Origin of the sequence: Curtobacterium sp. PhB170 (assembly GCF_003752345.1) — a bacterium.
Lineage (GTDB): Bacteria > Actinomycetota > Actinomycetes > Actinomycetales > Microbacteriaceae > Curtobacterium.
In genome coordinates this window covers 126,139-146,653 of sequence record NZ_RJUM01000012.1, presented here as the reverse complement: position 1 = coordinate 146,653, position 20,515 = coordinate 126,139, and the positions used below count along the sequence as shown (strand labels likewise).

The following is a 20,515-nucleotide window of genomic DNA, read 5'->3' as shown; positions in this document are numbered from 1 at the left end:
TCACTCCCCGGTCACGTCGTAGTTGACGAAGCGCTTGGACAGCCAGTACACGAGCCCGGACAGGATCATGCCGGCCAGGAACAGCAGCACGGCCATGGCGCTGGCGAACCCGAGCTGCGCGTAGCTGAACGCGTTCTTGTAGAGGTAGAGCATGTAGAACAAGGTCCCGTTGTCCGGGCTGCCGAGTCCTCCGGTGCCGGACGAGATCACGTACGCCTCGGTGAAGACCTGCAGGCCGTTGCTGATGCCGGTGATCAGGTTGAACAGGATCACGGGGGAGAGCAGCGGCAGCGTCAGCGCGAAGAACTGCCGGAGCGGTCCAGCCCCGTCCACGCGGGCGGCTTCGTACAGGGTCTTCGGGATCCCGCGCAGCCCGGCGAGGAAGATCAGTGCCGCGTTGCCGGCACCCATCTGCGCGAGTGCGACGATGACGAGCTTCGCCGTGGTCGGGTCGCCGAGCAGGTTCGTCGCCGGGATGCCGACGAGCTTCATGACCTGGTTGACGAGGCCGGTCTGCGGGTTGACGAGCACCACGAAGATGAACGCCAGCGCGAAGGTCGGGATGAGCGACGGGATGTAGAGGGCGGTCCGGTACCAGCCGATCTCGCGGACGTCCTGGTTCATCGCGATGGCGATCACGATGGCGATGACGATCCCGACGGGCACCGCGATGACGGCGTAGAACAGGGTGTTGCCGACCGCGGTGTGCACGAGCGGGTCGATGAACGCGGCGACGTAGTTGGCGAACCCGACCCAGGTGATGTCGGCCATGCCCGAGTACCGGGTCAGGCTGATCGCGAACGAGTAGATCAGGGGGTAGGCGATGAACACCAGCACGCCGAGGATCCACGGCGAGATGAACGCGATGCCGACGCGCAGCCGGCGCTTCTCGGCCGGGGTCCACGGATGCTTCTCGCGTGGTCGTCGACGGACCGCGACATCACCGCCCGTGCGCGTCCGTGGTGGTGCAGTGGTTCCGGATCGTGCGGTCGTCGTCACGAGCGTCCCTTCCGACCCCGTGCCACGCCGGTGTGGCACGGGCGAATCCGTCGTCGGACGGGCGAACCGATCGCACCGTCGCGGTTTCAATCCAATTGATTGACAAATTCGTATGACCAGAGATGCTAGGGACCATGTCCGAGCCGCGTCAACCCCTTCCTGACACCGTGGTGCAGGGCAGAACGGGCGGCACGAACCTCGTGCGCGTCGGGGTGCAGAACCGTGCGCTGGTGCTCGATCTCGTCCGTCGCCGGGGACCGTTCGCCCGCGCCGAGCTGATGCGTGCGACCGGACTCAGCGCGCAGACGGTGTCGAACATCGCGGCCGGACTCGTGGCAGCGGGACTCGTGCGCGAAGCACCGGGCGGCGGACGACGACTCGAGGTCGTCGCTGGGTCGCGGTCGGCGATCGGGGTCCACCTCGACCCGGCGCACCTCGTCGTCGTGCGCACCGACCTGACCGGAGCCGTGCTGGCCGTCGAGCACGTCGACCTGGACGCGACGGACGACCCGGCGCGGACGCTCGACACGATGGCGGCGGCGGTGCACCGGGTCCGCGGCGACGGCAGTCGGGCCCGCTCGCGCACGGGCGTGCCCGCCCCTGCCGGCATCGGCCTCGCCGTCCCCGGCTCGATCGACCCCGACGGCGTCCGGATGGGCACCCCCGCGCAGTTGCCCGCCTGGTGGTCGCTGCCGGTCACCGACGAGCTCGCCGCCCGGGCGGGGCTGCCCGTGCGGCTCGAGAAGGACGGCGTCGCGAGCGCCCTCGGCGAGGTCTGGTCCGCTGCCGGTGCCGACGACCTGGTCTCCGTGTTCCTCGGCCACGGCATCAGCGCCGCGACGGTCGCCGCGGGCGAGGTGGTCCGCGGCGCGACCGGCAACGCCGGCGAGTTCGGTGGCATGCCCGTCGAGGCGCACGGCCGCTGGACCGAGGTCTGGGAAGCCTGCCAGCCCCTGCAGCAGGTCCGGCGCGGGATCGATGCCGGGCTGCTCCCCAGGGGCATCCCGCTCGACCGCGCCAGCGACGTCCGGCACGCGTTCGAGCGGCTCTGCGCGACGCCGTCCGCGGCGCCGCTGGTCGCCGAGGCCGGCGCCGCCCTCGGATCCGCGCTCGCCCACGTCGTCGAGCTGCTCGACGTGCCACGCGTCGTGATCGGTGGCAGCGCGGCCCTCGCCGGCGGCGACGTCTTCATCGCGGCCGTCCGTGAGCGGCTCGCGGTCCGCCTGCCGAACGGGCCGTTCCCGACGGTCGCGGCGACCGCCTTCGGCGAGGCCTCGGTGGCCCGTGGCGCCGCCTGCGCGGTGCTGCAGGCCGACCTCGCCGTGCCTGCCCCCGTCGGCCGCGGCGCCGGCGTCGCTACGGGGCGTCGACCGGGAGGCCCGGTGCACGTCCGCAGCATCGCCCACCCCTGGTGAGCGGGAGGGTCCAGGGCGTCGGGTCGGCCGTGCGCGTGACGTCGCGCGACGGGGACGTCGCGTTCGCGGCCCGGGCGTCGTAGCGTCGGGGGCATGAGCACGACGACGCCGACCGCACCCGAATCCGCCACCGAGTGGGCGGCCTGGCACGACGCCCACGAACGAGCCCGGGCGAGCGAGCACGGCTTCCTCGCCATCACGAGCATCCGGTGGCTGACGAGCACGCCCGAGCGGTTCGACGACGCCCCGGGCACCTGGTCGACGGGCGAGGACGGCCCCGTCGTCGAGCTCGCGGACGGCGAGACCATCACGGTCGACGGGCAGCCGGTCACCGGCACCCACCGCTTCGGACCACTGCCCGAGCGCTCGAGCACGAACGTCGTGTGGCAGGACGGCGACGAGACCGTCGTGATCGAGGTCGCCCGTCGTGGCGGCAGTGACGTCATCCGGCCCCGGCACCCGGGCAACCCGACCCGGACCGAGTACCCCGGCACCCCGACGTACGAGCCGTCGGACCGGTTCGTCGTCGACGCGCACTTCGAACCGTTCGACGAACCGCGCGAGGTCACCGTCGGCTCGGTCGTCGACGGGCTGCAGCACGTGTACTCGGCGCCGGGCGTGCTCACCTTCGACCTCGACGGGCCGCGGTCGCTGCTCGCGTTCAACGGGCACGGCGACGGTCTGCACGTCCTGTTCACCGACCGCACCAGCGGCGTGACGACGTACGCCGCGAACCGGAGCCTGGACATCGCCGCACCGGACGCCTCCGGGGCGACCCGGATCGACTTCAACCGCGCCACGAACCTGCCGTGCGCGTACACCGCGCACGCGACCTGCCCGCTGCCGCCGGCCGAGAACCGGCTCGACGTCGCGGTCGAGGCGGGGGAGCGGCTGCCCGCCTGAGCAGTGTCGCTGGGGCAGCGCCGCCGCCCGGTCGTCGTGAGCGGGCCGACGCGGAACGACGTCCTCGATGTCGTACGACGTCGAGGACGTCGTCCGTTGCGCGCGCGGGTCGTTGCAGCCGCGCCGAAGCGACAGGGCCGATGTCGTGCGACGTCCACGGTGTCGTTCGGCGTCGGTGGAGGGAGCACGCCTCAGCTGAGGGGAACGCGCTGCCAGGTGCTCGTTGCCCGCCACGCCCGCGCATCGAACGCGAACACGCTGCCCATGCCGGGTTGGTCGAGCACGCGCGACACCGGCGCTCCGGTCAGCTCGGCGAGGAGCAGCGCCCCGACGGCACCGTGGGACACGATGGTCGCGTCGCCCGCCGCTGTGAGCCGCCGGACCGCTCCGACGATGCGGGCCTGGGCGTCGACGGCCCGCTCCCATCCGCGGACCGATCGGGTCGGTTCTGCGAAGAACCGGTCGACGACACCCTCGAACTCGGTCGGCGGCAGGTAGCCCGTCGCGCTGCGGTCGACCTCGCCGAGCAGGGGATCCTGCGCGGGCACGAGCCCGACCGCGGCCCCGAGCAGCTCGGCGGTCTCGACGGCCTTGCGCTCCGTGCTCGACACGAGTGTCCGGACGCCCGGATCCCAGGCCAGCGGACCCGACCGCGCTGCGCGTGCGCGTCCCGCGGCGGAGAGCCCCCACGACTCGATCGGCTCGGCGGGTTCCACGACGACCTCGGCGTGGCTCAGGAAGTACGAGACCATCCGGCGATCCTGGCACGGACCGGGGTGGTGCGCGCGTCGGGGGCCCGCCGTAGGGTGAGCGCGTGGAGTTCCCGGGGGAGGCGGCCGGCGCGCGTGACGCGTCGACCTCTCCGGGGTCACCCCGGGGCACGCAGGACCAGCAGGACGACACGCCCCGAGCAGGCGAGCGCGCTCCGCGCGCGACGCTGCACGGAGGCACCGACAGGTCCTCCGGGAACCCCACGCCCCGCTCCGTCGTCACCGCGGCGCTGGCCGATGCGTTCCTGACGGCCGAACGGTGGGCGGCGGACGAGCTGGCGGCCGCCGGGTACGTGGTCGTCGGCGTCGAGCGCGCGTACGTCGGGCTCGCGGTCGCCGCTGCGCTCGAGGCGTACCCCCGGCCACCGGTGGACGCTCCGCGCCAGCTCGCCGCCGTGCTCGCCGTCGCACCCCGGCTCGTGGCGCTGCACCGGTCGCGCGAAGACCGCCGGCCGGTCCGTGTGCTCGTGCGCCGAGCCACCGCGGTGCGTGCCCGTCCGGAGACCGCGAGCCCGTTGCTCGTCGACACCCTGCCCGAGCTCGCCCGGGAACTCGACCTCACCGTCGGCCGGCTGCTCTGGCTCGCCGACACCCGCGCGTGGAACCGTCGCTCCGGGCCCTCGAGCCCGCTCCACCACTACCGGCACGAGTGGATCACCCGACCCGGTCGAGCACCGCGCCTGCTCGAGAAGCCGATGGACATGCTCCGCCGCACGCAACGGACGATCCTCGACGAACTCCTGACGATGCTGCCCGTGCACGACGCCGCGCACGGGTTCGAGGCCGGGCGGAGCGTCGTCACGGGAGCGGCCGTGCACACCGGCCAGCAGGTGGTGGTCACCGCCGACCTCACGTCGTTCTTCGCGAGCGTCAGCGCCCCGACGGTCTACGGTGTCTTCCGGGCCGCTGGGTTCGCTGAACCGCTCGCGCACGTGCTGACCGGCCTCTGCACCCACCGGGTGCCGGTGCACGTGCTCAGCGCGATGCCCGCCGGTGGCTCGCCGGAGGAGCGCCACGCGCTCCGCCAGGCGCTGGCGACGGCGCACCTGCCCCAGGGCGCACCGACGTCGCCCGCGCTGGCGAACACCTCGCTCCGGCACCTCGACGCCCGGCTGGCCGGGTGGGCCGGCGCCGTCGACGCGGTGTACACCCGCTACGCCGACGACCTGACGTTCAGCGGGGGCGACCAGCTCGCCGCGCGACCGGACGCGTTCCTGCGGGGCGTCGACCGGATCGTGACCGAGCAGGGGCACCGCCTCAACCCGTCGAAGACCCGGGTGCGGCGCCGCGGGGACCAGCAGTCGGTCACGGGCGTCGTCGTCAACGAGCGGACCTCGCCCGGGCGCCGCGAGGTCGACCGGCTGCACGCCGTCCTGCACAACGCCGTGGTGCACGGGCCGGCCTCCCAGAACCGCGCGGGACACCCCGAGTTCCGGGCGCACCTGCTCGGGCGCATCGGGTGGGTCGAGCAGGTCAACCCGGGCCGGGCCCGACGGCTCCGCGAGGAGTTCGCGCGCATCGTGTGGTGAGGCCGTCCGCGCACCGTGTGACGTCCGGTTGCGCTCGGTTGCCCCGCGTTGCGTCGCCCTGCCGATCGCCGCGCGCACCTGGGTAGCGTGCCGCCATGTGTCCGAGTGAGCTTCCGGCCGACGACCGCTACGACGCGCTGATCGCGCCGCTCCGGCCGGTCATCGAGCGGATCGGTCTCGACGCCCGCCAACGGGAACGTGAGGAGCGTCTCGCCACGGACCAGCTCGGCTGGCTCGTCGACGCCGGCTTCGCACGGTGGCGGACGCCGGTCGCGTGGGGCGGGGTCGGTGCCCGTCTGTCCGACGTGTTCCGGGCGATCGCCGAGATCGCCGAGGTCGACCCGAGCCTGGCGCACGTGTGGCGGAACCACTTCTCGTTCGTCGAGGACCGCGCGCACGCCGAGGGCACCGCGTTCGACCGTGCGATCGTCACGCGGCTCGGCGACGGCGAGTTCGTCGGCGGCGGGTGGAGCGAGTCGCCGAACACGACCGGGGTCGACCTCACCACGCGCATCGTCCGTGACCCGGACGGGTCCTGGCGGTTGACCGGTCGGAAGTTCTACTCGACGGGCAGCGTGTACGCCCGGTGGATCACGGTGCTGGCGGTCGACGACACCGGCGCGAAGTCCGTCGCGCTCGTCGACGCTTCCGACCCCGGTGTGCTGATCGGCGACGACTGGGACGGCTTCGGCCAGCGGATCACCGGCAGCGGGAGCGTGACCTACACCGACGTGCCGGTGCCCGACGAGCGGGTGCTGCCGTACGCGACCCGGTACCCGTACCAGGAGCAGTACTACCAGACGGTGATGCACGCGATCCTGGTCGGCATCGGCCGCGCTGCCCTGCGCGAGGGCGTCGAGGCGCTGCGGTCCCGGGCGCGCGGACACCACAACGGCACCGCGGCGGATCCGACCCACGATCCGGAGCTGCTGGGCGTGATCGGCACCGTCGATGCCCGGGTGCACGCCGCCGACGCCGCGTTCGCCGCGAGCCTCGGCCCGGTGGACGCGGCTGTCGACCGGCACACAGCCCTGCGTGCGACCGGTGCGGACCCGTCGACGGACCCGACGCTGCGTGCGGCGCTCGAGCGCAGCTGGGTCGCGGTGGCGCGCGCCCAGACCATCGTCACGGACGCCGTGCTCGACGCGACGACGCTCGTGTTCGACGCGCTCGGGTCCTCGGGGACGTTCCGCTCGCTCGGCCTCGACCGGCACTGGCGGAACGCCCGCACCCTGGCGTCGCACAACCCGCGCGTGCACAAGCGCCGCATCGTCGCCGACCTGCTCGTCAACGGTGCGAGTCCACTCGACCGCTGACGGCAGACCGCTGAGCGCTCCGCCGTAACGGACCGTCACGGGGCGCAACCCGCCGACACCTGCGTGCAGCGTGCCGAGGTGAGCACCTACGGTCGGTGCACCGGCTCGCCACGGACGCTGGGGAGGTGACCGTGGCGGGCCGTTCTGCGCACCTCGAACGGGAGGACCACCGTGACCACCGCGCCCAGCGCCCCCGCACCGCTCATCGTCGCCGTGCCCGACGCGGACCTCGCAGCGGCGGCCGCCACACCCGGCGGCATCGCCCGACTCGCGGTCCGCATCGTCGGTTCCGGAGCCGCCGTCGTGGCGATCGGCACCGATCGCCTCGACGCGGCGACGAGCACCGGCCACCGACTCGACCCGACGACCGCGGCGCTTACCCTCGGCCGTGCCCTGCCGGAGCACGGGTTCCTCGTCGCCGTGGCACCGACCCGCGAGCACCCGTACAACGTCGCGCGTCGGGTGCTCTCGCTCGACCACGTCCTGGACGGCCGGGTGGGCATCGTCGTCGGCGCCCGGGACCACGGCGCACCGAGCACCGGAGCCCCGAGCACCGGCGCACCGCACGACCCTGCCGAGTTCGCCCGGGTGCTCCGCGGGCTGTGGCGCACCTGGCCGCTCGACAGCATCGTCGGTGACCGCGCGTCGGGTGTCTTCGCGCACACCGACCGGATCCGACCGCTCGACCACGACGGCGGACCGGACGGCTACCGCGTCCGGGGACCGCTCACGACGCCGTCGAGCCGGCAGGGCGAACCCGTCCTCGCGGTCTGGCACGACGTCGACGTGCCCGGAGCGGACCTCGTGCTCGGGGGCGCGGCGCACCCGCTCGCACCGCTGCCGGGGGCGACGGACGGGGCGGAGCCGCACCGGGCCTCCCGGTCGACCGTGACGCGACCTCCACGACCGACGCGACCGACGCGACCGACACGTCCGACGCTCCGCGCCCTGCTCGGGCTGGCCGTGCCGGACGCCGCGGCGGTGACCGCGTGACGGGCGCTGGCGGCGACGCCGGCCTGATCCTCGGCGTGAACCTGCAGGGCTTCGGGCAGCGTCCGGCGGCCTGGCGCACCCAGGACGTCGACCCGACCGACCTGCTCACGGCGGCGTTCTGGAGCGACCTCGGGCGCACCGCCGAACGCGGGCTGCTCGACATGGTCTTCTTCGCCGACCACCCGGCGTTCGGCGACCCGAACGTCCGCGCCTACGGGCTGCTCGAGCCGTTCGTGGCGCTCGGGGCGATCGCCGACGCGACGAGCCACCTCGGGTTGGTCGGCACCGCATCGACGACGTACAACGACCCGTTCGACGTCGCCGAGCGGCTGCTGTCGCTGGACACGGTGTCCGGCGGGCGCGTCGCCTGGAACGCCGTCACCACCTACGACCGCTCGGTCTCCGCCAACTTCGGCGTCGCGACGAACCCCGACCGGCCCGAGCGGTACGCCCGCGCGGGGGAGTTCGTGGACCTCGTGGCGGCGCTCTGGCGGTCCGCCGCGACGGGGGAGCCGGTCGTCCACCACGGCGAGTTCCTCGACCTCGAGGGCGTGCTCCGGGTGCCACCGTCGGCGCAGGGGCACCCGGTCGTGTTCCAAGCCGGGGGATCGCCGCACGGTCGTGACCTGGCGGCGCGCGTCGCCGAGGGTGTGTTCGCCGTCGAGCTGACGCCGGAACCAGCCCGCGAGCACCTGCGTGCGGTCAAGGTCGCCGCCGAGACGTACGGCCGGAGCTCGGCCGACGTCGCCGTCGTGCCCGGACTGTCGCTCGTGCTCGGCAGCACCGAGGCCGAGGCGCAGCGCCGGTTCGACGAGCTCGAGGCCCTCGCGCCGGACGGCTACTCGCTCCGGGCGCTCGGCACGCACCTCGACGCCGACCTGTCGGGGCTCGACCCGGACGCGCCGATCCCGTCGGCGGTCCTCGACCGCGAGGTCGACCCGGTCACCTACGGGCCCTCGCTCGGCTACCACGAGACGGTCGTGCGGTGGGTGCGCGCCAACAACACCTCGTTGCGGGACGTGCTGCGGGGCTTCGGCGGGTACGGCGCCCGCATCGTGGTCGGCACGCCCGAACAGGCTGCCGACACCATCGAGGACTGGTACCGCACCGGTGCCGCCGACGGCTTCAACCTGATGATCGACGAGTTCCCGCGGGGCCTCGAGACCGTCGTGGACGAACTCGTGCCGATCCTGCAGCGCCGCGGGGTGTTCCACCGGTCGTACGAGGACGTGACGTTGCGCGGGCGGTTCGCCGCGCGCGCCCGAGGGCTCTGACCTCGCACCGTGCGAGGTCCGCGGTGCGGCCGCGCTGCAGCACGGTGCGCGAGCGTTGATCTGGTGCGAGGTTGGTCGCACCGTGCGGGCTTGCAGCCGCTCACGGAGCGAGCAACCTCGCACCGACCGACGGAGGCCGCACCGCGCGGACCGCGCGTCCCGCGCCGCGCGTCCCGCGCCGCGCGTCCCGCGCCGCGCGCCGCGCGTGACGCCGTGTGACGGCCGGCCGGCGGCACCGTGTCACACGACGACACCGCCGGTCACGGTCCGCAACACCCGTCGCCTCGAGGCCCCGACCGCCCTAGCGTCGCCGACATGACCGACTACCTCGACCGCGAACAGGACAAGACCTTCACGAAGGTCTACAAGCAGCAGACCCCGGACATCCTCAAGGCCTTCGTCCAGTTCGACGAGTCGGTGTTCCAGGCCGAGGGCCGCGCGATCCCGCTCAAGTACCGGGAGCTCATCGCCCTCGCGGTCGGCATCACCACGCAGTGCGTCTACTGCATCGACGGCCACAGCCAGCGCGCGGTGACGGCCGGTGCGACCGAGGGCGAACTCGCCGAGGCCGCCTGGGTCGCCACGGCCATCCGCGCCGGCGGTGGGTTCGCGCACGGCCGGCTCGGCTTCAAGTTCGGCGCAGACGCGACCCCCGCCGACGCGGCCCCCGCCGACGCGGCCCCCGCCGACGCGGCCCCCGCCGACGGGACCCCCGCCGACGCGACCCCCGCCGACGCGACCCCCGCCGACGCGACCCCCGCCGACACGGCCCACGCGACCCCCGCCGACGCTGCACCGGCCGCCGCCGACCACGCCGCGCACACCCACTAGGAGGACTGCCATGCCCGACCGCATCACCCTCGTCACCGCGCTGCAGGGCGCCGGCTGGCACCCCGCCGCCTGGCGCGTCGCCGGCCCGGCCGCGCAGCGCCTGTCGAGCCTCCGGCACTGGCGCGAGGTCGTCGTCGAGCAGGACCGGCTCGGCATCGACGCCGTCACCATCGAGGACTCGTTCACCGCGGGCCCGACGCGCCCGGCAGGCCCCGGCCCGACGGCTGTCGACCACGACCTCGACACCACGACCGTCGTCGGACGGCTCGACGCCCTGCTCGTCGCGAACGCGGTCGCCCCCGCGACCCGCGCCGTCGGTCTGGTGCCGACCGTCTCGGTGACGCACACCGAGCCGTTCCACGTCGCCACGGGCCTCCAGACCCTCGACCACGTCTCGCTGGGGCGAGCCGGGTGGCGGATCCAGGTGAGCCCGACGCCCCGCGAATCGGCCCTGTTCGGCCGCCGCCCCGGCGGCGACACCGCCGCCGACCTGTTCGACGAGGCCCGCGAGGCGGCGGAGGTCGTGTCGCGCCTCTGGGACAGCTGGGACGACGACGCGATCATCCGCGACGTCACGACCGGCCGGTTCATCGACCGCGACCGGATCCACAACGCCGAGTACGCGGGCCGTCACCTCTCCGTCCACGGCGCGTCGATCGTGCCGCGGTCGCCGCAGGGCCGGCCGCCGGTCTTCGCCCTGGCCCACCGCGCCGACGCCGCCGCGTTCGCCGTGGCCGCTGCGGACGTCGTGCTGGTCACGCCCGGGTACCAGGGCCGGGAGGCGCGGGACCTGTTGGACGAGGTCCGTCACCTCGAACAGGTGACCGGGTCGGACGTCCGTCGTCCGGTCCTCGCCGACCTCGCGGTCCTGATCGGATCGTCGACCGCTGCCGCGGCCGACGAGCTCGCCGCGCTCGACGCCGCTGCCGGTACCCCGTACGCCGTCGGCTTCGGCTCGGACACGTCCGTGCTCGCGACGACGGTGCCCGAACTCGTGTCGCTGATCGGGGATCTGCGGGGCCTCGGCTTCGCCGGCGTCCGGCTCCGCCCGCTGCGCATCCCGATCGACAGCACCGCCATCGCCAGGCAGCTCGTCCCCGCCCTCGTCACGGCCGGGCTCCGCGCCGACGTGGCGTCCCGTCCCACCGCCGACCTGCGCACGCGGCTCGGCATCGCCCCGGCGGTCAGCCGGTACGCCCGTCCGTCCGTCACCGGTCCAGTTCCTTCGGGGGTCTCAGCATGAGCACCAAGCGTCAGGTCCACCTCGCCGCCCACTTCCCAGGCGTCAACAACACCACCATCTGGAGCGACGACCGCGCCGAGAGCCAGATCGCGTTCTCGTCGTTCGAGCACTTCGCCCGCAACGCGGAGCGTGGGTTCTTCGACTTCCTGTTCCTCGCCGAGGGCCTGCGGCTCCGCGAGCAGAAGGGTCGCGTCCACGACCTCGACGTGGTCGGGCGCCCGAACACCCTCGCGGTCCTGGCTGCCCTGGCCGGGGTCACCGACCACATCGGGCTGGTCGGCACCCTGCAGACGACGTTCAACGAGCCCGTGGAGCTCGCGAAGCAGCTCGCTACGCTCGACCACCTGACGGACGGTCGTGCCGGCTGGAACGTCGTGACGAGCTCGGACGCGTTCCACGGCGCGAACTTCCGCCGCGGTGGGTTCCTCGACCACGCCGACCGGTACACGCGCGCCGCCGAGTTCATCGCGCTGTCCCGCGAACTCTGGGACTCGTGGCAGCCCGACGCCGTCGTCGCCGGCACCGCCGCGGTCGGCGAGCTGGCGGACGGCGTGTTCGCCGACCGGTCGCGCATCCGCGACGTCGACCACCACGGTCCGCAGTTCGACGTCACCGGCACGTTCCCGGTGCCCCGCAGTCCGCAGCGGCACCCGGTGATCGTGCAGGCCGGTGACTCCGACGAGGGGCGCGACCTCGCCGCCACGAACGCCGAGGTCATCTTCTCGCTGCACACCGAGTTCGACGACGCGCAGGCGTTCTACCGCGACGTGACCGAGCGGCTCGAACGGGTCGGACGGTCGAAGGACGAGCTGCAGATCCTGCCCGGCGCGACGTTCGTGATCGGGTCGTCGGCGGAGGACGCCGAAGAGCGGTCGAACGCCATCCGTCGTGCCCAGGTCAGTCCGGCCACGGCGATCGCGTTCCTCGAGCAGGTCTGGAACCGCGACCTGTCGTCGTACGACGTCGACGGCCCGCTGCCGACGGTCGAGCCCGACTACGAGGGCACCGCGATCACCCGCGGGCGCGCACGGCACACCCGCGACGTCCCCGCCCTGGTGCAGTCTTGGCGGGACCTCGCCGAGGCCGAGCACCTGTCCATCCGCGACCTCGTCATCCGCGCCTCGACCCGCGGCGGGTTCGTCGGGACGGCGTCGCACATCGCCGCCGAGATCGACCGGTACGTGCAGGAGCGCGCCACCGACGGGTTCGTCGTCGTGCCGCACACCAACCCCTACGGCCTCGACGAGTTCGTCGACACGATCGTCCCGCTGCTGCAGGAGCGCGGCGTCTACCGGCAGTCCTACGACGAGGGTGCGACCCTCCGGCAGACGCTCGACCTGCCCGGCACGATCCGCGACCGATCGGCCGCCGCACGCACGGCCGCAGCGGCGGGTCCGGCGCGTGCGGCAGCGTCCGCCGGGGTGCTCGCGTGACGATCTCCAGCCTCGCGATCCTCGTCCCCGGCAACTTCGAGGACGACGCCCCTGCCGACGGTCTCGAGGCCACCCTCGACCTCTTCGCCACGGCCGAGCGGCTCGGCATCGACGGTGCCTGGGTCCGGCACCGACACCTCGAGCACGGCATCGGCTCGGCCGCGGTCTTCCTGGCGGCGGCGTCGCAGCGCACCACGTCCATCGAGCTCGGCGTCGCCGTCGTGCCGATCGGGTGGGAGAGTCCCTTCCGCCTGGCCGAGGACTTCTCGCTCGCCGACGTCCTGGCGCACGGTCGGCTGCAGGTCGGCCTGTCCACCGGCTCGCCGCACGCCGAGATCCTCGGCGATCTGGTGTTCGACGGCGACTGGCGCGCGTTCGACCGTGGGTACGGGCGGGTGTCCCGGTTCGTGGAGAACCTGCGCGGCGCGTTCCTCGGCGCGGACGACACCGTCATCCAGAGCCCCGGGAACCTCCAGCGCCCCCGGTTGCAGCCGTACGCGCCGGGCCTGGTCGACCGGGTCTGGTACGGCGGCGGGTCGCTCCGGTCGGCCGCGTTCGCCGGCAGTTCCGGGCTCAACCTGCTGCTCGGCAACCTCACCTCGGGCGAGGACACCGACGACTACGGCACCGCTCAGCGGAACCAGCTCGCGGCGTACCGCGCCGCGCTGCCGACCGGCCGCACGCCCCGCGTGGCCTGGGGCCGGTGCGTCGTGCCGACCGACTCGGCCGACCGGGTCTCGCGCGAGCGGTACCGCACCTGGTACGAATCCCGTCTCGCACGGCAGACCGCGCCCCAGGGACCGCGGCGGACCCTGTTCTCCGCCGACCTGGTGGGGCCCGCCGAGCAGATCGTCGAGCAGCTCGTGCACGACGCCACGCTCGCCGAGGTCGACGAGTTCCGGATCGAGCTGCCCTACGAGTTCGCCGGTGACGAGTACGAGCAGATCGTCTCGGACGTCGTGGCGAAGGTCGCACCGGCGCTCGGGTGGACGCCCGCCCGGACGGCGGTGGTGGCGTGACCCGCTACGTACTCTCCCGCATCGGTCAGGCCGTGCTCGTGCTCTGGGCGGCGTGGACGATCTCGTTCTTCGTGCTCTACGTGCTGCCGAGCGACCCGGCCCGCATCATGGTCGGCCCGGACGCCACCGACGTCACGGCGGCGCAGCTCGACGCGCTCCGGCACCAGTACGGCCTCGACCAGCCGGTGCTCGTGCAGTACGTCCAGCACCTCGGCGCCCTGCTCACCGGCGACCTCGGCCGCTCGATCGGCGTCGGTCGACCGGTCGCCGACGTCATCGGCGAAGCGATCGCGCCGACCGCCCAGATCGCGGTCGCCGGCCTCGTGCTCGCGATCGTGTTCGGCGGCGGGATCGCGGTCCTGGCGACGTGGACCCGGAACCTGGCCCTCGGTCAGTTCCTGCTCCAGCTGCCCCCGATCGGCGTCGCCGTCCCCGGGTTCTGGTTCGCGCTGCTGCTGGTGCAGTGGTTCTCGTTCGGACTGCACGTCTTCCCGGCGTTCGGCGGCGAGGGTCCCGCATCGGTCGTGCTGCCGGCGATCACCCTGGCGCTGCCGACCGGTGCCACGATCGCCCAGCTGCTGTCGAAGTCCCTCGTCCAGACCCTCCGCGAGCCGTACGTGGACACCGCGTACGCCAAGGGTGCCGGGCGGTGGCGGGTGCAGCTCCGGCACGCGCTCAAGAACGCTGCGCTGCCCGCGCTCACCGTGACGGGACTCATCGTCGGACAGCTGTTCTCCGGCACCGTCGTCACCGAGACGGTGTTCTCACGCCCGGGCCTCGGCCGGGTCACCGCCACCGCCGTGCAGCAGCAGGACATCCCCGTCGTGCAGGGCATCGTGCTGCTCGCCGCCGCGATCTTCGTCGTGGTGAACCTGGTCGTCGACCTCGTGTACCCGCTGCTCGACCCGCGCGTCGTCGTCGCCGGCAGCCGTCGGAAGCTCCGCGACCAGGACGGCGGGACACCGGGAGGGACACCGGGCACGACGCCCGGCGGGACGCCCGGCGCGAGCCCGTCCAGCGCCAGCCCCTCCAGCGCCACCGAACCGAAGGCGGTCCCCGCATGACCGAGACCACGCAGCTCGCCATCGGGCGCCCCGCGTCGCTCGCCACCGACCGCGTGCCCGGCGGCACCGCGCCCGCCCTCCGCGCACTGATCGCCCGCCCGACGCTCGCCATCGCCCTCGTCTGGCTCGCCCTCGTCGTGCTCGCCGCGCTCCTGCCCGGAGCACTCACCCACCACGACCCGCTCGCCGCCGACCCGGCCGCGAGGCTCACCGCTCCCGACGCCGCGCACTGGTTCGGCACCGACCAGCTCGGCCGCGACCTGTACGCCCGCGTCGTGCACGGCACCGCGCTCACACTGCAGGCCGCGGTCCTCGCGATCGTCATCGGGCTGGTCGGCGGCTCGCTCGTCGGGCTCGTCGCCGGCTTCGTCGGCGGGGTCGTCGACGCCGTGCTCATGCGCGTCGCCGACGTCCTGCTCGCGATCCCGAGCCTGCTGCTCTCGCTGACGATCGTCACCGTGCTCGGCTTCGGCACCGTGAACGTCGCGGTGGCGGTGGGTGTCGCGAGCATCGCCACGATCGCGCGCATCATGCGCTCCGAGGTCGTCCGGGTCCGCACCGCGCCGTACGTCGAGGCGGCGAGCGCGAACGGCAACCGCTGGTGGCGCGTGCTGCTCGTGCACGTGCTGCCCAACGCGGCCGGGCCCGTCCTGGTGCTCGCCGCCCTCGAGTTCGGCACGGCGATCCTCGCCGTCTCGAGCCTGAGCTTCCTCGGGTACGGCGCGCAGCCGCCGCAACCCGAGTGGGGCTCGCTCGTCGCCACCGGGCGCGACTTCATCGCGTCCTCGTGGTGGCTCACGACCATCCCCGGCCTCGTGATCGCCGTCACTGTGCTCGCCGGCAACCGCGTCGCCCGTGCACTCGACACCGAACGGAGGGCCGTCCGATGAGCCTGCTCAGCATCCAGGACCTGACCGTCACCTACGGCCGGGGCAGCAGCGCGCGCACCGCCCTGCACGGCGTCTCGCTCGACGTCGGCCGCGGCGAGCGCGTCGCCATCGTCGGCGAGTCCGGTTCGGGCAAGTCGACGACGGCGCACGCGGTCCTCCGGCTCCTGCCCGCAGCGGCGGACCTGACGGGAGGCACGGTGCGGCTCTCCGGGGCGGCCGACGGATCCGGGGACCTCGACCTGGTCACCGCGACCGACCGCCAGGTGCGGTCCGTGCGCGGCGTCCGGATCGGCTTCGTCCCGCAGGACCCGACGGTGTCGCTCAACCCCGTGACGCGGATCGGCACCCAGGTCGCCGAGGTGCTCCGGATCCACGGACTCGCCACCGGTGCCGAGGCTCGGGAACGCGCCGTCGAGGAGCTCCGCCGTGCCGGAATCGACCGACCCGGACTCCGTGCTCGGCAGTACCCGCACGAGCTGTCCGGCGGCATGCGGCAGCGGGTGCTCATCGCGATCGCCCTGATCGGCGACCCGGAGCTCCTCGTCGCGGACGAACCGACGAGCGCGCTCGACGTCACGGTCCAGCGGACGATCCTCGACCACCTGGACCGGCTCGTCGCCGAACGGGGCACGAGCGTGCTGTTCATCACGCACGACCTCGGGGTCGCCGCCGACCGGGCCGACCGCATCGTCGTGATGTCCGAGGGACGGATCGTCGAGCAGGGCACCCCGGCCGAGGTGCTCGGCGCACCCCGTGAGCCGTACACGCGCGCACTGATCGCAGCGGCGCCCAGTCTCGACGACGTGACCGTGTCCGTGGGACGTGCCACGGACCTCCCGTCCGGACGCCCCGACCCACTCGTCGTCGCGACCGGACTGCGGAAGTCCTTCGACCGCGTGACCGCCGTCGACGGGGTGGACGTGACCGTCCCGCGGGGCCGCACGCTGGCGCTGGTGGGGGAGTCCGGTTCGGGCAAGTCGACCACCGCGCGCCTCGTGCTCGGACTCGAACGCCCGGACGCCGGCCGCGTGCGGTTCGACGGTGCCGACGTGGGCGGAGCCCGCGGTGCCGCGCTGCGGGCGTACCGGCGGCAGGCGCAGATCGTGCAGCAGAACCCGTACGCGGCCCTGCACCCGCGGCTGTCGGTGGGAGCGGTGATCGCGGACCCGCTCGCGGCCTTCGGCATCGGCACCCGGCGGTCCCGCGCGGCTCGGGCGGCGGAGCTGCTCGACCTCGTCGCGCTGCCGTCGGCCGTGCTCGGTCGTCGTCCGGCGGAGCTCTCCGGCGGACAGCGGCAGCGTGTGGCGATCGCCCGCGCGCTCGCGCTCGACCCGTCGTTCATCGTCCTCGACGAACCCGTCTCCGCGCTCGACGTGTCCGTCCAGGCGCAGATCCTCGACCTGCTCGCGGAACTGCAGTCGACGCTCGGCGTCTCCTACCTGTTCATCTCGCACGACCTCGCCGTCGTCCGTCGCATCGCGCACGAGGTGTCCGTCCTGCGCCGCGGCCGCGTCGTGGAGCACGGCGACGTGGCGCAGGTGCTGCACGACCCGCAGCACGAGTACACGCGCGCACTGCTCGACGCGATCCCGGGACGGTCCCGGCGCGTCCCCACCACCGAAGGAGTCTCATGACCACCCACCGCACCCCGTTCCGTCTGGTGGCCGCGATCGCGGCCGGCACCGCGGCGGCCCTGGTCATGGCGGGCTGCTCGTCGGGCGGCACCGCGTCGACGTCCTCGTCGTCGTCGAAGCCCGTCGACGGCGGCTCGCTCACGTACGCCATCGCGAACGACCCGATCACGCTCAACCCGGCGGGCACCGGCGCGGGCAACGACACGTTCGCGATCACCCGGCAGCTCGTCGACTCGCTGCTCTGGCAGGACCCGTCCGACGGCTCGCTCACGCCGTGGCTCGCGACCAAGTACTCGGCGAACGCCGACGCCACCGCGTTCACGTTCGACCTGCGCTCCGGCGTCACGTTCTCGGACGGCACCGCGTTCGACGCGACGGCCGTCAAGGACACCTTCGACGACATCGCCTCGGCCGGCGCATCGAGCACGGCGGCCGCGTACTTCTCCGGCTACGAGGGGACGAAGGTCGTCGACGACGACACGGTCGAGGTCGACTTCGGGGCGCCGAACGCCGCGTTCCCGAACGCCACGGCGTCGGTCGCCCTCGGCATCGTCGCCCCGAAGACCACCGAGACCCCGTTCGACGACCGCGCCGACGGGAAGGCCGTGATCGGAACCGGACCGTTCACGCTGTCGTCGTACACGAAGAACACGTCCACGATCCTGACGAAGCGAAAGGACTACGACTGGGGTCCCGCTGCCCGCGGCCTCTCCGGAGCGGCGCACCTGTCGAAGGTCACGTTCCAGGTCGTGCCCGAGGCGAGCGTCCGCACCGGCAGCCTGCAGTCCGGGCAGCTCGATGCGATCAGCAGCGTGCAGCCGAGCGACGTCGACGTGCTCAAGTCGCAGTACGAGCTGGTGACCCGCGCCAACCCCGGGCAGGTGTTCGGCCTGACGTTCAACCAGAAGCGGCCGATCGTGTCGGACCTCGCAGTCCGGAAGGCGATCGCACAGGCCGTCGACCCGAAGGCGGTCCGCGACACCGCGCTCAACGACCTGTTCACGGTCGCGGACTCGGTCCTCGGGTCGACGACGCCCGGGTACGCGGACACGTCGTCGGGTTCGGCAACGTACGACCCGAAGGCTGCGGCGGCCGCCCTGGACGACGCCGGGTGGGAGAAGGGATCCGACGGCATCCGCACGAAGGACGGCACGAAGCTGCAGCTCAAGCTCGTCTGGATCACGAACTTCGGACCGAACCAGACGTCGCTCGAGCTGATCCAGCAGGAGCTCGGGAAGGTCGGCGTCGGCGTCACCCTCGAGAGCGGGACCGTGCCGCAGTACCTCGCCAACCTGACGAGCGGCGACTGGGACCTGTCGTGGGACAACAGCTCGCGCGCCGACGGTGACGTCCTGCGGTCGAAGTTCTCCAGCTCGGGTGCACAGTCGATCGGTGCGTCGGACACGACGCTCGACGCGCTCTTCACGAAGGAGCTGTCGCAGTCGTCGGCGTCCGACCGGTCGGCCACCTTCGGGGAGATCCAGCAGCGCATCGCGTCCCAGGTCGACTTCGTCCCGGTGCACGAACTCACCAGCATCATCGCGCCGGCGACGGACGTGCACGGCATCGTCTTCGGCGCCGACACCCGGCTCGACCAGCTGACCGGCGCGTGGAAGGACGCCTCGTGAGCGCCGCTCGCTCCGTCCCGCTCTCGGTCCTCGACCTGGTGCCGGTCACCGCCGGATCGTCCGCAGCCACGGCGCTCCACCGCACCGTCGACCTCGCCGTCGCCGCGGAACGCGCCGGGTACGCCCGCTACTGGCTCGCCGAGCACCACCTCAACCCCGGTGTCGCGGGCAGCGCGCCGACCATCGTGATCGGAGCGGTCGCCGCGGCCACGTCGACGATCCGGGTCGGCAGTGCGGCGACGCTCGTCGGCAACGTCCGCGGGCTGCAGATCGCCGAGACCTTCGGCACCCTCGCTGCGCTGTACGGGCCGCGGATCGACCTCGGGCTCGGCCGCTCCGGGGCGCCAGCACCCGGCACCCCCAAGCCGCCGTCGCTCGCGCCCCGCTCGGACGAGGTCGTCGACGGACTGCTCGTGCCCGCACCGTTCGACTTCCACATCGCACCGGGCAGCCGGTTCGCCCTGCAGGGGGAGCTGCTCGGACGCGTCCCCGGTGACGTCGACCGGTTCGAGGGCGAGCTGTCGCTCATCCGGTCGCTGTTCGCCGGCACCTGGTCGCGGGACGGCGCCGTCGTCGAGGCGCCGCCGGCAGCAGGAGCGTCCGTCGAACTGTGGATCCACGGGTCGACCGGCGGCGAGAGCGCCCGGGTCGCCGGAGCACTCGGACTGCCGTACGGCGCGAACTACCACACGTCGCCCGGCACGGTCCTGGCGTCGGTGCAGGCCTACCGCGACGCGTTCCGCCCGGGGGTGCTCGACGCACCGCACGTCATCGTGTCGGCGGACGTCGTCGTCGGGCGCACGGAGGCCGAGGCCGCCGAGCTGTCCCTCGGGTACGCGGAGTGGGTGCACTCGATCCGCTCCGGCGTCGGGGCGATCGAGTACCCGACGCCGTCCGCGGCACGGGCTGCGCCGCTCGCTGCGGCGGAGGCGGCGTCGGTCGCCGATCGGCTCGCCACCCGGTTCGTCGGCGATGCTGCGGCCGTCGCGGACCGCCTCGAGGTCCTGCAGCGGGCGACCGGCGCGGACGAGCTCCTGGTGACGACGATCACGCACGACCACGACGCCCGGGTGCGTTCGTACGAGCTGCTCGCGGCGGAGTGGGCGGCGCGGGGTGCAGCTGGTGCTGGTGCTGGTGCTGGTGCTGGTGCTGGTGCTGGTGGTGCTGGTGCTGGTGCTGGTGCTGCGCGTGCGGCGGCTGGCGTGGGTGCCGGGGCGCGCTGACCGTACTGGTCCGTGTCGACCCGGAACGACGAGCTCGATGTCGCACGACATCGGGCTCGTCGTTCGTGCGCGCGTGCAACCGGTGGCGCGCGCAACGAGTGACACCGTGGTCGTCGTGCGACGTCGACGATGTCGTTCGGGGTCGGTGCGCGTGCGGCCGGTGGACGTGCATGTTCCGACCATGCACGCGTCGATCACCTCGTGGAATGTCGGACGATGCGCGCGCAACGAGCGACACCGTGGTCGTCGTCGGACGTCGACGATGTCGTTCCGCATCGGCGCCGACCACCGCGCGCGCACAGAACGACTCCCTCGACGTCGTGTGACATCGAGGGAGTCGTTCCGAGTCGT

17 protein-coding genes are annotated in these 20,515 nt (G+C 73.3%); 15 read left to right on the top strand and 2 right to left on the bottom strand.

Annotation, left to right across the window (positions count from 1 at the left end; all coding sequences use genetic code 11):
- Positions 1–999: a carbohydrate ABC transporter permease gene (locus EDF40_RS14070; RefSeq protein ID WP_111085648.1), complete on the bottom strand. Its 999-nt coding sequence runs from the start codon at positions 997–999 to the stop codon at positions 1–3.
- Between the two features lie 134 nt (positions 1,000–1,133).
- On the opposite strand from EDF40_RS14070, the gene EDF40_RS14065 reads away from it, so the two are divergent.
- Together EDF40_RS14065 and EDF40_RS14060 are read left to right on the top strand one after the other, a co-directional pair.
- On the top strand, positions 1,134–2,414 hold the full coding sequence (locus EDF40_RS14065; RefSeq protein WP_185003085.1) for an ROK family transcriptional regulator: 1,281 nt from the start codon (positions 1,134–1,136) through the stop codon (positions 2,412–2,414).
- 93 nt (positions 2,415–2,507) lie between these two features.
- Complete coding sequence (locus tag EDF40_RS14060; RefSeq protein ID WP_123340478.1) at positions 2,508–3,317, top strand: DUF1684 domain-containing protein; 810 nt, start codon at positions 2,508–2,510, stop codon at positions 3,315–3,317.
- 191 nt (positions 3,318–3,508) lie between these two features.
- Here EDF40_RS14060 and EDF40_RS14055 read toward each other — a convergent pair whose 3' ends face one another.
- Positions 3,509–4,069 carry a histidine phosphatase family protein gene (locus EDF40_RS14055; protein WP_123340479.1) on the bottom strand — a complete coding sequence of 187 codons (561 nt, stop codon included), beginning with the start codon at positions 4,067–4,069 and terminating at the stop codon, positions 3,509–3,511.
- A gap of 62 nt (positions 4,070–4,131) precedes the next feature.
- Here EDF40_RS14055 and EDF40_RS14050 point away from each other — a divergent pair, with 62 nt between their 5' ends.
- From EDF40_RS14050 to EDF40_RS13990, 13 genes are all read left to right on the top strand, one after another.
- Positions 4,132–5,616, top strand: a complete 1,485-nt coding sequence (locus tag EDF40_RS14050) for a reverse transcriptase family protein (RefSeq protein ID WP_123340480.1) — start codon at positions 4,132–4,134, stop codon at positions 5,614–5,616.
- Positions 5,617–5,711: 95 nt separating this feature from the next.
- Positions 5,712–6,932: an acyl-CoA dehydrogenase family protein gene (locus tag EDF40_RS14045; protein WP_123340481.1), complete on the top strand. Its 1,221-nt coding sequence runs from the start codon at positions 5,712–5,714 to the stop codon at positions 6,930–6,932.
- 171 nt (positions 6,933–7,103) lie between these two features.
- The gene (locus tag EDF40_RS14040; RefSeq protein ID WP_185003083.1) at positions 7,104–7,925 is read left to right on the top strand and encodes an LLM class flavin-dependent oxidoreductase; all 822 of its coding nucleotides are present in this window, start codon (positions 7,104–7,106) and stop codon (positions 7,923–7,925) included.
- The gene (locus EDF40_RS14035; RefSeq protein WP_221180489.1) at positions 7,922–9,199 is read left to right on the top strand and encodes an NtaA/DmoA family FMN-dependent monooxygenase; all 1,278 of its coding nucleotides are present in this window, start codon (positions 7,922–7,924) and stop codon (positions 9,197–9,199) included. The genes EDF40_RS14040 and EDF40_RS14035 overlap by 4 nt, the downstream gene beginning before the upstream one ends.
- Positions 9,200–9,514: 315 nt before the next feature.
- Positions 9,515–10,030: a carboxymuconolactone decarboxylase family protein gene (locus EDF40_RS14030; protein WP_123340483.1), complete on the top strand. Its 516-nt coding sequence runs from the start codon at positions 9,515–9,517 to the stop codon at positions 10,028–10,030.
- A gap of 10 nt (positions 10,031–10,040) precedes the next feature.
- Positions 10,041–11,273, top strand: a complete 1,233-nt coding sequence (locus EDF40_RS14025; RefSeq protein ID WP_123340484.1) for an LLM class flavin-dependent oxidoreductase — start codon at positions 10,041–10,043, stop codon at positions 11,271–11,273.
- A complete protein-coding gene (locus tag EDF40_RS14020; RefSeq protein ID WP_123340485.1) occupies positions 11,270–12,706 on the top strand; it encodes an NtaA/DmoA family FMN-dependent monooxygenase in 1,437 nt (478 codons plus the stop codon). The genes EDF40_RS14025 and EDF40_RS14020 overlap by 4 nt, the downstream gene beginning before the upstream one ends.
- Entirely contained in the window at positions 12,703–13,725 is a 1,023-nt protein-coding gene (locus EDF40_RS14015) for an LLM class flavin-dependent oxidoreductase (protein ID WP_123340486.1), read from the top strand. The genes EDF40_RS14020 and EDF40_RS14015 overlap by 4 nt, the downstream gene beginning before the upstream one ends.
- Positions 13,722–14,789, top strand: coding sequence for an ABC transporter permease (locus EDF40_RS14010; protein WP_123340556.1), 1,068 nt, complete (start codon positions 13,722–13,724; stop codon positions 14,787–14,789). Before EDF40_RS14015 ends, EDF40_RS14010 begins: the two co-directional genes overlap by 4 nt.
- Positions 14,786–15,679 carry an ABC transporter permease gene (locus EDF40_RS14005; RefSeq protein WP_123340487.1) on the top strand — a complete coding sequence of 298 codons (894 nt, stop codon included), beginning with the start codon at positions 14,786–14,788 and terminating at the stop codon, positions 15,677–15,679. Before EDF40_RS14010 ends, EDF40_RS14005 begins: the two co-directional genes overlap by 4 nt.
- Complete coding sequence (locus EDF40_RS14000; protein WP_123340488.1) at positions 15,676–17,313, top strand: ABC transporter ATP-binding protein; 1,638 nt, start codon at positions 15,676–15,678, stop codon at positions 17,311–17,313. The genes EDF40_RS14005 and EDF40_RS14000 overlap by 4 nt, the downstream gene beginning before the upstream one ends.
- On the top strand, positions 17,310–18,941 hold the full coding sequence (locus EDF40_RS13995) for an ABC transporter substrate-binding protein (protein WP_260213434.1): 1,632 nt from the start codon (positions 17,310–17,312) through the stop codon (positions 18,939–18,941). Before EDF40_RS14000 ends, EDF40_RS13995 begins: the two co-directional genes overlap by 4 nt.
- Positions 18,938–20,164 (top strand): LLM class flavin-dependent oxidoreductase, encoded by a 1,227-nt coding sequence (locus tag EDF40_RS13990; RefSeq protein ID WP_260213435.1) that lies wholly within the window; start codon positions 18,938–18,940, stop codon positions 20,162–20,164. Before EDF40_RS13995 ends, EDF40_RS13990 begins: the two co-directional genes overlap by 4 nt.
- Positions 20,165–20,515 lie beyond the last annotated feature (351 nt).